Here is a 12598-nt window from a genome sequence, read left to right as displayed (position 1 = left end):
GGTCATGAACGCTCTCAGGCGCCCTGGAGACCGTATTGCGCACGGTAGTCGCGAATCGCGACCGCATGCCCAGACAGTTCCTGCTGTGCGTATTGTTCCAGATATTCGAGCACCTGGTCGAGCGTCACGATACTGACCACGGGCATGGAGAAACGTGCCTCCACTTCCTGAATGGCGCTGTTCGCCTTCAGGCCTCCCTGACCATCGGGAGCGCGCTCCTGACGGTCCAGTGCGATCACGACGCCCGCCGCCTTGGCGCTCTCGGCGTGGATGATCTCCATCACTTCGCCGATGGCGGTGCCGGCGGTGATGACATCGTCGATGATCATCACGCGGCCTTCGAGGGGCGCGCCGACCAACGAGCCCCCTTCACCGTGGGTCTTGGCTTCCTTGCGATTGAAGGTGAACGGCATGTCACGATCATGATGATCAGCCAGCGCCACGGCCGTCACGGCACCCAGCGGGATACCCTTGTACGCCGGGCCGAACAGCACATCGGCCTCCAGGCCTGATTCGACGATGGCACGCGCATAGAAGCGTCCCAGACGCGCCAGGGCCTGTCCGGAGCGGAAGAGACCAGCATTGAAGAAGTAGGGGCTCACCCGCCCGGACTTGAGCGTAAACTCGCCAAACCGCAGCACGTCCTGCTCGATGGCAAACTCAATGAACTCCCGCTGGTAGTCCTGCATCCGATATCACCTTTGAATTCGTTAGCCATTTACCAAATCGTCTAAAGCTCGGGTATCATACAGGCGCGACGAACCAGGGACCACGTATGAAAATCGCTACAGTTAACGTCAATGGTATTCGAGAAGCGGTCAGCCGCGGCTTCCTCGACTGGCTTGCCAGTCAGGACGCCGACGTCGTCTGCATCCAGAACCTCAAGGCCAAGAGCTTCGAGCTCGACGACAGCATCCTCTACCCGGAAGGGTACGAAGGCTACTTCCTGGACGCCGAAAAAGACGGCTTCTCGGGGGTCGGCCTCTACTGCCGCCAGATTCCCAAGGCCATCATGTATGGACTGGGCTTCGAGCAGTGCGATAACGAAGGCCGCTACCTGCAGGCCGATTACGACCGCTTCAGCATCTGCTCTTTCCTGATGCCTGACGGAAGTGATCCGGCTGCTAAGGGCGCCTTCATGGAGCAGTATCAGGAATACCTCAGCAAGCTGCGCCGCAAGCGTCGTGATTACATGATCTGCGGCACCTGGCATGTGGCCCACAAGACTGTCGACCTCGCCAACTGGTCCGACAATCAGATGACGCCGGGCTTCAAGCCGGAAGAACGCGCATGGATGGATCAGGTCTTCGGCCCGATCGGCTTCATCGACGCCTTCCGCGAAGTCAATCGCGATGCCGACCAGTACTCCTGGTGGCCAGCGCTGGACAGTGACCAGCCGCGCGCCCGTCAGGAAGGCTGGCGCCTCGACTATCAGGTCATCGACCCGAACCTGCGTCGTCATATCAAGGACGCCTGGATCGACACCGATGCCACCTTCAGCGAGTTCGCACCGGTCATCGTCGAGTACGACCTCGAGCTGTGATGCACGCTGTCACCCCTTGAGCGTTCGGCCTCGGGCCACCCTGCCAGTCGCATGATGTGCCTTCGGGCACTGACGAAAACGCCCCCATCGCGCAAGCGGTGGGGGCGTTTTCTGTCTGGCATCAAGCGCTCATGACGCAGCGCTCATGACATGACACTCACGACACAGCACTCATGACATGGCACTCATGACACAGCGCCGTGTCGCAGAACTCAGGCGTCGGCCGGCATGCCGAGTGCGGCGCGCTGTGCGGCGAACAGCTGCTCACCGGTACGCTCGGCGAGATCCAGCAGCGCATTGAGCTCGGCGCGATCGAAGGCCGCGCCTTCGGCCGTGCCCTGCACCTCGATCAGCCCCTTGCCTTCGGCCATCACGACATTCATGTCGGTATCGGCCTTGCTGTCTTCCGGGTAGTCGAGATCGGTGACCGGCACGCCCTTGTAGATGCCGACCGAGACGGCGCTGACCAGACTCACCAGCGGGTCGGTCTTGATCTTGCGCTCACGCTGCAGGCCCTGCAGCGCATCGACCAGTGCCACACAGCCACCGGTGATCGCCGCGGTACGCGTGCCGCCATCGGCCTGCAGCACATCGCAATCGATGGTAATGGTGTATTCGCCCAGCTTCTTGAGATCTACCGCGGCGCGCAGCGCACGGCCGATCAGACGCTGGATCTCCACCGTGCGGCCACCCTGCTTGCCACGCGCCGCTTCACGATCATTACGGGTATGGGTCGCACGCGGCAGCATGCCATACTCGGCGGTCAGCCAGCCCTTGCCGGAACCGCGCAGCCAGCGCGGCACGCCAGCCACGACAGAGGCGGTGCACAGCACGCGGGTCTCCCCGAACTCCACCAGCACCGAACCCTCGGCGTGACGAGTGAACTCACGGGTCAGGCGGATCTCGCGCGGCTGCTCCGGGGTACGGCCACTGGGACGGGTCACGTTGGCTTCGCTCATGGGGATTCCTTGTTGCAGTATTCGGGAGGCCAGAGTCTACACGCCGCAGCCACGGGCGACGACCTTCGCGCCGCGCGGGCCAGACCTGCTCCTGATCACTGGGCGCTCAAGAGCGGCACGCGTACACTTCAGGCTATCAGCGCGGTCGCTCACGCGCCGCCCCTCTTCTGACAGCCAACCGACAAGGAGCACGTCATGGTCCACAGCATGACCGCCTTCAGCCGCCAGACCCATGAAGCCGACTACGGCACCCTGACGCTGGAGCTGCGCTCGGTGAACCAGCGCTATCTCGAACCGCACTTCCGCCTGCCCGACAGCCTGCGCGAACTCGAAAGCGCCTTCCGCGAAGGCCTGCGCAAGCGCCTCAACCGCGGCAAGGTCGAACTCTCGCTGCGCTTTGACGCCGAAGCCGGTGCCGACAGCCTCGCCGTCGATGCCAGACGCCTGGGTGAACTCAGCCGCGTGCTCGCCGAAGTCGGCCAGCACTGCCCGGACGCCCCGCAGCCCTCACGCCTCGCCCTGCTCGACTACCCCGGCGTGCTGGTACGCGAAGGCGCCGATCAAGAACGCATCAAGGCCGATGCCCTCAACCTGTTCAAGCGCGCGCTGGACGAGCACATCGAAGGCCGCGCCCGCGAAGGCGAGCGCCTCGCCGAGCTGATCAGCGCACGTCTCGATGGCGTCGACACCCACGTCGCCGAAGTCCGCCGCCTGATGCCGGACATCCTCGTCCGCCAGCGCGAGAACCTGCTCGCCCGCCTCGAAGAAGTCCGCGCCACCCTCGACCCGCAACGCCTGGAAGCCGAACTGACCCTGATGGCCCAGAAGGCCGACGTGGACGAAGAGCTCGACCGCCTCGACACCCACGTCGGCGAAGTCCGTCGCCAACTCACCCAAAAGGGCCCCATCGGCCGCCGCCTCGATTTCCTGATGCAGGAACTCAACCGCGAAGCCAACACCCTCTCCTCCAAGTCCGTCGTCGCCGACACCACCCGCTGCGCCGTCGAGCTCAAGGTGCTGATCGAACAGATGCGCGAGCAGATTCAGAATATCGAGTGATATCCCGCCAAAGGAGCTAGCCGGATGAGCAGACCCGAACCATGGAGTGGTGAAGAAGTCACAGCGATTGTCGAAACGTACAAGAAGATGCTGGTTGCAGAACTTTGCGGCCAGCATTACGTGAAAACGGACCACAATCGTGAGCTTGCCGAGAAATTAAATAATCGCTCAAAGGCTTCTATCGAATTTAAGCATCAAAATATCAGTGCCGTGCTGCGCGATGCCGACTGCCCCTATATCAACGGCTACAAGCCGATGAGTAACTATCAGGGCATGCTGGTCGATGTTGTTGAGCGCCACCTACTGCGTACTGAGCTATTCGATCAGGCAGCACGCAATGCAGCAGACCGACCGGTCATTGATGCACCGGCCCCAAAAGATACTTCCATCATTGTCACACCACCGGAATCCAAGACGCCTCAGTCCAGCGTGCAGGAAGCCAAACAGCGTTACGCGACGCCCACACCGGTTAAGCGCGATTACCTGGCGCGAGAAGCCCGCAACCATGCACTGGGGAGTGCTGGCGAACGCTTTGTGGTGGCCTTTGAGAAGATGCGCCTTAGAAAAGAAGGCCTGACATCGCTGGCCGAGAAGGTCGAGCATGTGGCGGAAACCCTGGGCGATGGCTTGGGCTATGACGTCCTGTCCTTTGATGCGGATGGACGAGAGCGTTGGATCGAGGTGAAGACGACGGCATTTGCCAAAGAGTGCGCTTTTTTCATCACGCCAAATGAACTCAAGTGCTCGCAGGCCAATCCTGAGCACTACCACCTTTTCCGTATCTTTAGCTTCTTAACCCAACCCAACATGTACTGCTTGAGGGGTGACCTCTACCCGCAATTGACGCTCAACCCGCAGAGCTATCGCGCGCACCTGCTGTGAATGTCTGGCCCCGTCCCTCAGCAATTGAAACTCTGCCCGACAAGCGCCATCTTGTCTGCATCCCTCGACTGAGGGCTTTTCCGCTCAAGGAGTCAGGCATGTCTATCGAACAAGTGCTGTACCGTGCAGAAGCCACTACCACTGGGGGTCGTGAGGGCAAGTCGCGTTCTTCCGATGGGGCGCTGGATGTCACCCTGAGCACGCCGAAGGAGTTGGGCGGTGGCGGCGGTGAAGGTACCAACCCGGAGCAGCTGTTCGCGGCGGGTTACTCTGCCTGCTTCATCGGTGCCATGAAGCACGTGGCCAGCACTGACGGCGTGACGCTGCCGGAAGGCCTGGAGATCACCGGCAAGGTGGGCATCGGCCAGATTCCGGCCGGTTTCGGTATCGAGGTGGCGCTGGATATCAGCCTGCCGGGCATGGACAAGGCCGAGGCGGATGCGCTGGTCGAGAAGGCGCACCAGGTGTGCCCGTACTCCAACGCGACGCGTGGCAACATCGATGTGACGCTGAACGTCAGCGTCTGATGGCTGACGGCTGATCGCCAGACACGAAAACGCCGCCCCTCGGGGCGGCGTTTTTGATGGTGCGCCACGCTCATGGCTTTCGAGCGTGTGAGCTGATCAGACGCCCTGCTCGCGCGCCATGCGGCGGGCAATCAGCGGAGCGTTCCACAGGCTGGGCAGCAGAATCAGCGACACCGGCACGGCAGTGACGACGATGAAGGATTGCAGTGCATTGATGCCGCCATCACCCATCGAGATCAGCAGCGCCGCGACCACGCCCATCATCAGGCTCCAGAACACGCGCACGCCGCGCGGCGGATTGTCGTGGCCGCTCATCACCATCGAGACTGCATAGGTCATCGAGTCACCGGTGGTGGCGACGAACAGCGTGGTCAGCACCAGGAACAGCACCGAGATGGTGAAGCCGAACGGCAGTTGCTGGGTGATGGCGATCAGCGCTGCCGGCAGATTGAAGCCGGTGAACGGGCCGGAGACGCTGCCCGGGTTGCTCAGCTCGAAGGCCAGACCGCTACCACCGATAATGGTGAACCACAGGCAGGTGACCAGCGGCGAAATGACCGCGATCAACAGCACCATCTGACGCAGGGTGCGGCCACGCGAGATACGCGCGACGAACATCGCCATCAGCGGACCATAGCCGATGAACCAGCCCCAGAAGAACAGCGTCCAGCCATTCAGCCAGCCGTCGTCACCCCGGAAGGAGGACATGGCGACGAAGTCACCGACGTAGCGCACCAGGCCCTGCGGGAAGGCTTCGAGCAGGAAGCCGGTCGGGCCCATGATCAGGATGAACAGCAGCAGCGCGCCGCCGAGCAGAACGTTGGTGCTGCTCAGGAACTGGATGCCACGGGTCACGCCGCTGACGGCTGACAGGGTGTAGATGACGGTCAGCACGAGCAGCAGCGTGAGCTGGGTCGCATAGGTATCGGGAATGCCGAACAGCGCATTGAGGCCATAGCTGACCTGCAGACCGAGGAAGCCGATGGGGCCGACGGTACCGGCCACCACTGCCAGCACGCAGCAGGCATCGACCAGCGCACCGATGGGGCCACGCATGACGCGGTCGCCGAACAGCGGATAGAGCAGCGTGCGCGGCTTGAGCGGCAGGCCCTTCTCGTAGTGCAGGTACATGAAGATGATGCCGGTCAGGCTGCCGAGCATCGCCCAGGCCAGAAAGCCCCAGTGCATGAAGCTCTGTGCCAGCGCGTTGTAGGCGGCATCGGCATTGCCTGTCGGGGCGTCCGCGCCGAACACCGGCGGCGGCGAGGTGAAGTGAGCGATCGGCTCTGCCGCTGCCCAGAAGACACCACCGCCCGCCAGCAACGTGCACAGGATGATGGCCATCCAGCGCAGCGTCGAGATATCCGGCGCTGCCAGCCCGCCCATGCGCACCCGTCCGGTACGGCCGATGGTCAGCACGATGGCGATGACGAAGGTCGCCAGCATCAGCGCTTGCCAGTAGGCACCGAAGTATTGGGTCGAGACACCGAAGGCACTCTGGATGAGCGCGGAGACAGCGTCGAGATCCACCAGTGCGGCGATGGCAAACATTGCCAATACGCCACCACTGATGATGAAGACGGGCCAGTCGATACCTTGCGGGGTGTGGGCGGGTTCAGCGGGGGGATTTACCGGTGTGGCGGAGCCGGACGAAACAGTCCGGGAAGAATCCGTCATTAGTCAGCCTCTGGGCATGATCTGAGTGACGGTGCAGTGTATCAGCCGTAAAACGCTGAACTATGACACAAGCCGTTGTTTTTACACCTATGTAACGCGACGTATCACCAAGCCTACAGCCGTTTTACATCCGGGCATCGGTGATAACAACTCATGACCTCCCTCGGCTGCCCTCTTGCGGCCATGCCAGACTGATCCGTGCATGACGACATGCAAAGGCCGCCCGAGTGGGCGGCCTTTTTCACATCAGCCAGTTACAGCCCTTGCTCACGCGCCATCTGCCGCGCGATACGTGGGGCATTCCACAGACTGGGCAACAGCACCAGCGAGACAGGCACCGCGGTCACCACGATGAAGGATTGCAGCGCATTGATGCCTCCATTGCCCATCGAGATCAGGATCGCCGCCACGACACCCATGATGAGGCTCCAGAACACACGCACGCTGCGTGGCGGGTTGTCGTGCCCGCTCATCACCATCGAGATGGCGTAGGTCATCGAATCCCCGGTCGTGGCCACGAACAGCGCCGACAGAATCAGGAACAGCACCGACATGATGAAGCCGAACGGCAGCTGCTGGGTGATGGCGATCAAGGCCGCCGACAGATTGAAGCCGCTGAACGGGCCCGAGACGCTGCCCGGGTTTTCCAGCTCGAAGGCCAGGCCGCTGCCGCCGAGAATGGTGAACCAGAGACAGGTCGCGAGCGGCGACAGGATGGTGATCAACAGCACCATCTGGCGCAGGGTACGCCCCCGCGAGATACGTGCGACCAGCATCGCCATCAGCGGACCGAAGCCGATGAACCAGCCCCAGAAGAACAGCGTCCAGCTATCCAGCCAGCCACTGTCGCCGCGGAAGACCGCCATCGGCACGATATTGTCCAGGTAGTCGACCATGCCTAGAGGGAAGGCCTTGAGCAGGAATTCGGTCGGCCCGAAGAGCACGATGAAGAACAGCATCGCGCCGCCGATCAGCACATTGGCACTGCTCAGGAACTGGATGCCACGCATCACGCCACTGACGGCGGACAGGGTGTAGACGAGGGTCAGGATGGCCAGCAGTACCAATTGCGTCGAGTAGGTATCGGGAATGCCGAACAGCGCATTGAGCCCATAACTGACCTGGATACCGAGGAAACCGACCGGCCCCACGGTGCCCGCGATGACGGCCAGCACGCAGCAGGCATCGACCAGCGCGCCGATCGGCCCACGCATCACGCGCTCTCCGAGCAGCGGATAGAGCAAGGTGCGCGGCTTGAGCGGCAAGCCCTTCTCATAGTGCAGGTGCATGAAGACGACACCCGTCAGGCTGCCCAGCACCGCCCAGCCGAGAAAGCCCCAGTGCATGAAGCTCTGCGCCAGCGCATTGTAGGCGGCATCGAGATTGCCGACCGGTGCCTCCGGCCCGAAGACGGGCGGCGGCGTGGCAAAGTGCGCGATGGGCTCAGCGGCGGCCCAGAACACGCCACCACCGGCGAGCAGGGTGCACAGAATGGTCGCCATCCAGCGCGGCGTGGAGATGTCAGGCGTCGACAATCCGCCCAAGACCACGCGCCCTGTGCGCCCGAAGGTCATGCCGACGGCGACGAGGAGGGTCACGATCATCAAGCCCTGCCAATAGGCACCGAAGTAGGTGGTCGAGAAATCGAAGGCGTGATTGATCAGGGCCGACACGCCGTCCAGGTCGATGAGCGCGGCGGCGACGAACAGCGCCATCACGCCTCCACTGAGGAGGAAGACCGGCCAGTCCAGACTACGGGAGCTGTTGAGCGCTGTGAGCTCGCAATCAGGAAGTGATGCGGCTTGATCGGGAGAGGATGTGGTGTGATCAGCAAGAGATGCGGCGTGATCGGAAAGGGGAGCTGCTTGGGTTGCGGAGCCGGACAAGGCAGTCCGGGTGGTATCCGTCATTAGTCAGCCTCGGGGCATGATCTGAGTGACGGGGCAGTCTAACAGGCGAGAAAGCGCCGAATATGACACAAGTGATTGTTTTTACACCTATGTAACGCGACGTATCATCAAGCCAACAGCCTCATTACATGCCTGCCACCCCGTAACCGCCAGCGAGAGGCTCGCCGCGGGAGCGCGCAGCTGCGAGGATGGAGTCACACGGTGACCGCCCTGCCGGTCGCCTTCGATCCACTGCCGCTCGCGGCCCCTGCAACGAACGCAAGCCATGACCTCGCCCCGTCGCCGCGACTTCACCCCCGCGATGAAGCGTCGCAACCAGCATCTGCTCAAGGACGTGACCTGTGCCCAGAGCGCACCGCTCAATGTCGCCTTCATTTTACTGGAGCATTTCTCGATGCCCGCCTTCACCAGCGCCCTCGATGTGCTGGTCACGGCCAATCTGCTCCGCGATGTCCCCTTCTATCGCATTCACACCTTCGGGGTGACGGCGGGCAGCGTACGCAGTGATCTGGGCATCGACATCATGGCCAGCGCCGGGCTCGAGTCGCTGGGGCAGGCGCAGATCGACATGATCATCGTGTGTGGCGGCTACCGGGTGCAGCTGGACGAAATTCCCTTGCTGAGCGAGGTCTTGCGGCGAGCCGACCACCAGGGCTGTCGCCTCGGCAGCCTGTGGAATGGCAGCTACTTTCTGGCAGCCGCCGGCGTGATGGCGGGACATCGCTGCACCATCCATCCCGAGAATGCGGCGCTGTTCAGCGAGTCATTCCCCCAGCTGGAGCTGTCACGTGCCCCGCTGGTGGTGGAAGCGGCGCGCTTCAGCTGCACCAATGCCGGCAGCGCGCTGAACATGATGCTGGAAGCCATGCGCCAGCGTCACGGCGATGACCTGGCGCGCAGTGTCGAGGAAATCCTCGCCTGCGAGCGCCCCGCGACGCCCAGCCCCTGGCATCCAGACCAGACGCTGCCCGCGCCGGACAGCCAGCACCCGGAGGCACTGCGCACCATCCTCGAGCTGATGAGCAACAACCTCGAGGAGCCTTTGAGCATGAGCGAGATCTCGCACTGCGTGACGCTGTCACGCCGCCAGATCGAGCGCCTGTTCACCCGCCATCTGGATACCACGCCCTCGCGCTACTATCTGGAGCTGCGTCTGACCCGGGCACGCCAGCTGCTGACGCAGGGCAACGCCAGCATCACCGAGGTCACCGTGGCCTGTGGCTTCGTCAGCACCACCCACTTCAGCCACTGCTTCCGCGATTACTTCGGCATGTCGCCGACGCGCGCGCGTCAGCAGCGCTGACGGTGCCCTGTTGCTGACTTGCCGGCGCCGCTCCACAGACTTTCCGCCACTGAAACGCAAGACGCCGCCCCGAAGGGCGGCGTTCTTTCGTTGCGGCTTGTACTCACGGGGCTTTCTTGTCTCGCTTCAGGCCCACATCAGGCAGAGGCCGTCTGCAGCTCGCGGCGCTCATGACGCTGACCGAGCAGGAAGACGATCAAGCCCGCGATGGCCATCGCCACCCCGACCAGGCCGATGGAGGAATGCGACGGGCCATAGGCGAAGGCCATGCCGCCACACCAGGCGCCCAGCGCATTGGCGATGTTGAAGGCCGCATGATTGAGCGTCGCCGCCATGGTCTGGGCGTCTTCCGCCACATCCATCAGGCGCATCTGCAGCGCCGGTGCCAGGCCAATGCCGGTACCGACCAGCCCGACGAACAGGATGCCGCTCCAGACACCATCGGCGGCGAAGTAGAAGCCGCCCTGCACCAGCGCGCTCCAGATCAGCACGGCAGGGATGGTGCGCATCAGGTCGATGTCCGCGGCACGGCTACCGATCAGGTTGCCGATGATGGTGCCTACCCCGAAGACAGCCAGCACCATCGGCACCAGGTTCTGGGACAGCCCGGCCTGGACGTTGAGCGTCTCCACCGCATAGCTGTAGACACTGAACATGCCGCCGAAACCGATGCAGGCGATGCCGAGGGTATAGAGCACCCGCGGCTTGATCAGCGCTGCCAGCTCGGTCAGCGGGGTCGCGTCCTGATTGCCGGCCTGATAGGGCACGAAGCCGCGCACCAGCACCGCCGTGGCCAGCGCCAGCAGGCCGACGACGAGGAAGGCGGAATGCCAACCGAACAGGCTGCCGAACCAGGTCGCCGCTGGCGCCCCGATCAGAATCGCCACCGTCAGGCCCATCATCACGCGACCGACGGCCCGCCCGCGCTCGCCGGCGGGGGCAGCATCCGCCGCCACCAGGGCCGCGACGCCCAGATAGACACCATGCGGCAGGCCGGCGATGAAGCGCAGCGCGGCAAAGCTGGTCAGCGACGGCGCCAGCAGGCTGGCCACGTTGCTGACCGCGAACAGCAGCATCAGGCCGATCAGCAGCCCGCGACGCGGCAGGCGTGCGCCCAGCGCCGAGATCAGGGGCGCACCGACCACCACGCCCATCGCATAGGCACTGATGGCGTAGCCGACCTGCTGCGAGGACACATTGAAGTCCGCCGCGATGTTGGGCATCAGGCCCATGATCACGAATTCGGTAGTGCCGATGGCAAAGGCACCGAGCGCCAGCGCCAGTTCGGCGATGCGCGGATGGCGCGCAACGGGGGAGGCAGACATGTCCGGGTCTCCTGAAACTTGAAAAGGGGGTATCACCCGTGGCCGTACTCAGCCGTGGCGCCGCTGTCAGGGCAGGCCACGGCTGACATTGCCCGCGCATGGCTGGCGCTACGCAGGGCAAAAGACCGCGCGCCATTCATCATCAGCCGGAAGGCGGGAATGAATGGCGCGCGGGACAGGTAACGGGTGATGCGCTCGTGCGCGGCCTCTCTGGCGGAGGCCTGCGGCACGTCTGGCGCTGCTCTATCGACTTATGTACGCGTCTGGCAGGGCGCGAGGGGAATCACGGGAGTGCGCAAGCTCAGGCCAGCGTGGCGAGGCGGCGGCAAACCGTGTGTCCCTTCAAGACCCCAGGCCGGCGCGAGAACTTGCTGACGCGAGAACTGGCCGACGCTTGAGTGATAACTGAAATATACGACCATTGTTGCAGATAACGCCACGCCAACCCAGCCACTTCGCGACGACAACTGTGATGCCCGAGCTGCAACATTGCATCACGGGACTGTCATGCGCGCGTGCAGCGGAAGCGGGGTGGATTATGCGATAATGCCGCGATTCAGCGACAGCAAGCGGATCACTTCCATGTCTTCGACTTCTTCAGCATCTTCCTCGGCGGCCAGCAACGCACGTGGCACGCTCTACATCATTTCCGCGCCGTCCGGCGCCGGCAAGACCACCCTGGTCAAGGCACTGCTGGAGCGCATGGACGGTATCGGCGTGTCCGTCTCGCACACCACCCGCGGCCAGCGCCCGGGCGAGCAGGATGCCGTCAACTACCACTTCGTGGATGTCGATCACTTCAAGACCATGATCGAGCAGGGCGACTTCTTCGAGCACGCCCAGGTCTTCGACAACTTCTATGGCACCTCGCGTCCGGCGGTAGAAGCTCGCCTGAGCAAGGGCGAGGACGTCATCCTCGAGATCGACTGGCAAGGCGCCCAGCAAGTGCGCGCCCAGGTGCCGGAAGCCGTCTCCATCTTCATCCTGCCGCCGTCACGTGAAGCGCTGCTCGAGCGTCTGTCCGGCCGTGGTACCGATGGCGAGGACGTGATCGCGCGTCGCATGCGCGATGCGGTCAGCGAGATGTCCCACTACGACGAATACGACCTGATCGTCATCAATGATGACTTCAAGCAGGCCCTCGACGAGCTGTGCGGACTCGTCAATGCCCAGCGTGCGCGTCTGCCGCGCGTGCAGCATCGCCACGCGGCACTGCTCGATTCCCTGCTGGCCGACTGATGACGGCGGCGGGAATCCCGCTGCTCGCTCAGACGCTCAGTCAGCCGCGCGGCCGGCCGTTCTGACAGCAGTCCGGACAGCCTGACAGTCGGGCAGGTCTTGCCGGCTTTCGTCCTGATCATGCGCGCTGTGGTCGCGTACGCCGCCGACAGACGCGCCAGGCGAAGGAGTTGA

At 63.3% G+C, this 12598-nt stretch carries 11 protein-coding genes; 6 read left to right on the top strand and 5 right to left on the bottom strand.

Translation table 11 applies throughout. From position 1 onward, the window contains the following. Positions 1-14: 14 nt before the first annotated feature. Positions 15-689: an orotate phosphoribosyltransferase gene (gene pyrE / locus QD280_RS08420; protein WP_107335804.1), complete on the bottom strand. Its 675-nt coding sequence runs from the start codon at positions 687-689 to the stop codon at positions 15-17. 86 nt (positions 690-775) lie between these two features. On the opposite strand from pyrE, the gene QD280_RS08415 reads away from it, so the two are divergent. Continuing rightward, positions 776-1543 (top strand): exodeoxyribonuclease III, encoded by a 768-nt coding sequence (locus QD280_RS08415; RefSeq protein WP_043331765.1) that lies wholly within the window; start codon positions 776-778, stop codon positions 1541-1543. A gap of 212 nt (positions 1544-1755) precedes the next feature. On the opposite strand, the gene rph is transcribed toward QD280_RS08415, so the two are convergent. After that, on the bottom strand, positions 1756-2502 hold the full coding sequence (gene rph / locus QD280_RS08410) for a ribonuclease PH (protein WP_043331764.1): 747 nt from the start codon (positions 2500-2502) through the stop codon (positions 1756-1758). A 195-nt stretch (positions 2503-2697) separates the two neighbouring features. Here rph and QD280_RS08405 point away from each other — a divergent pair, with 195 nt between their 5' ends. The 3 genes from QD280_RS08405 to QD280_RS08395 all read left to right on the top strand — a co-directional run bounded on the left by QD280_RS08405 (position 2698) and on the right by QD280_RS08395 (position 4970). Continuing rightward, positions 2698-3561 carry a YicC/YloC family endoribonuclease gene (locus QD280_RS08405; protein ID WP_279838909.1) on the top strand — a complete coding sequence of 288 codons (864 nt, stop codon included), beginning with the start codon at positions 2698-2700 and terminating at the stop codon, positions 3559-3561. Between the two features lie 24 nt (positions 3562-3585). After that, positions 3586-4443, top strand: coding sequence for a DUF3883 domain-containing protein (locus QD280_RS08400; protein WP_279838907.1), 858 nt, complete (start codon positions 3586-3588; stop codon positions 4441-4443). A gap of 98 nt (positions 4444-4541) precedes the next feature. Next, the gene (locus QD280_RS08395; protein ID WP_054556341.1) at positions 4542-4970 is read left to right on the top strand and encodes an organic hydroperoxide resistance protein; all 429 of its coding nucleotides are present in this window, start codon (positions 4542-4544) and stop codon (positions 4968-4970) included. 96 nt (positions 4971-5066) lie between these two features. Here the strand turns inward: QD280_RS08395 and QD280_RS08390 are convergent, their stop codons facing one another. Both QD280_RS08390 and QD280_RS08385 read right to left on the bottom strand, forming a co-directional pair. Continuing rightward, the gene (locus QD280_RS08390) at positions 5067-6647 is read right to left on the bottom strand and encodes a BCCT family transporter (RefSeq protein WP_279833925.1); all 1581 of its coding nucleotides are present in this window, start codon (positions 6645-6647) and stop codon (positions 5067-5069) included. Positions 6648-6901: 254 nt separating this feature from the next. Further along, positions 6902-8557: a BCCT family transporter gene (locus tag QD280_RS08385; RefSeq protein WP_279838906.1), complete on the bottom strand. Its 1656-nt coding sequence runs from the start codon at positions 8555-8557 to the stop codon at positions 6902-6904. Between the two features lie 265 nt (positions 8558-8822). On the opposite strand from QD280_RS08385, the gene QD280_RS08380 reads away from it, so the two are divergent. After that, entirely contained in the window at positions 8823-9860 is a 1038-nt protein-coding gene (locus QD280_RS08380; RefSeq protein ID WP_279833929.1) for a GlxA family transcriptional regulator, read from the top strand. 137 nt (positions 9861-9997) lie between these two features. Here QD280_RS08380 and QD280_RS08375 read toward each other — a convergent pair whose 3' ends face one another. Further along, positions 9998-11185, bottom strand: a complete 1188-nt coding sequence (locus tag QD280_RS08375; RefSeq protein WP_043331757.1) for an MFS transporter — start codon at positions 11183-11185, stop codon at positions 9998-10000. Positions 11186-11767: 582 nt separating this feature from the next. Here QD280_RS08375 and gmk point away from each other — a divergent pair. Then, positions 11768-12424: a guanylate kinase gene (gmk, locus tag QD280_RS08370; protein ID WP_279838905.1), complete on the top strand. Its 657-nt coding sequence runs from the start codon at positions 11768-11770 to the stop codon at positions 12422-12424. Positions 12425-12598: the final 174 nt, after the last annotated feature.

Origin of the sequence: Cobetia sp. 1AS1 (assembly GCF_029846435.1) — a bacterium.
In the GTDB taxonomy this organism is placed as follows: domain Bacteria; phylum Pseudomonadota; class Gammaproteobacteria; order Pseudomonadales; family Halomonadaceae; genus Cobetia; species Cobetia amphilecti.
This window is presented reverse-complemented; position numbering and strand designations above follow the sequence as displayed.

What these genes read in the sequence shown, in the direction of transcription:
- pyrE (WP_107335804.1), bottom strand. Translation starts at nt 689, where the DNA reads ATGCAGGACTACCAGCGGGAGTTCATTGAGTTTGCCATCGAGCAGGAC.
- QD280_RS08415 (WP_043331765.1), top strand. Translation starts at nt 776, where the DNA reads ATGAAAATCGCTACAGTTAACGTCAATGGTATTCGAGAAGCGGTCAGC.
- rph (WP_043331764.1), bottom strand. Translation starts at nt 2,502, where the DNA reads ATGAGCGAAGCCAACGTGACCCGTCCCAGTGGCCGTACCCCGGAGCAG.
- QD280_RS08405 (WP_279838909.1), top strand. Translation starts at nt 2,698, where the DNA reads ATGGTCCACAGCATGACCGCCTTCAGCCGCCAGACCCATGAAGCCGAC.
- QD280_RS08400 (WP_279838907.1), top strand. Translation starts at nt 3,586, where the DNA reads ATGAGCAGACCCGAACCATGGAGTGGTGAAGAAGTCACAGCGATTGTC.
- QD280_RS08395 (WP_054556341.1), top strand. Translation starts at nt 4,542, where the DNA reads ATGTCTATCGAACAAGTGCTGTACCGTGCAGAAGCCACTACCACTGGG.
- QD280_RS08390 (WP_279833925.1), bottom strand. Translation starts at nt 6,647, where the DNA reads ATGACGGATTCTTCCCGGACTGTTTCGTCCGGCTCCGCCACACCGGTA.
- QD280_RS08385 (WP_279838906.1), bottom strand. Translation starts at nt 8,557, where the DNA reads ATGACGGATACCACCCGGACTGCCTTGTCCGGCTCCGCAACCCAAGCA.
- QD280_RS08380 (WP_279833929.1), top strand. Translation starts at nt 8,823, where the DNA reads ATGACCTCGCCCCGTCGCCGCGACTTCACCCCCGCGATGAAGCGTCGC.
- QD280_RS08375 (WP_043331757.1), bottom strand. Translation starts at nt 11,185, where the DNA reads ATGTCTGCCTCCCCCGTTGCGCGCCATCCGCGCATCGCCGAACTGGCG.
- gmk (WP_279838905.1), top strand. Translation starts at nt 11,768, where the DNA reads ATGTCTTCGACTTCTTCAGCATCTTCCTCGGCGGCCAGCAACGCACGT.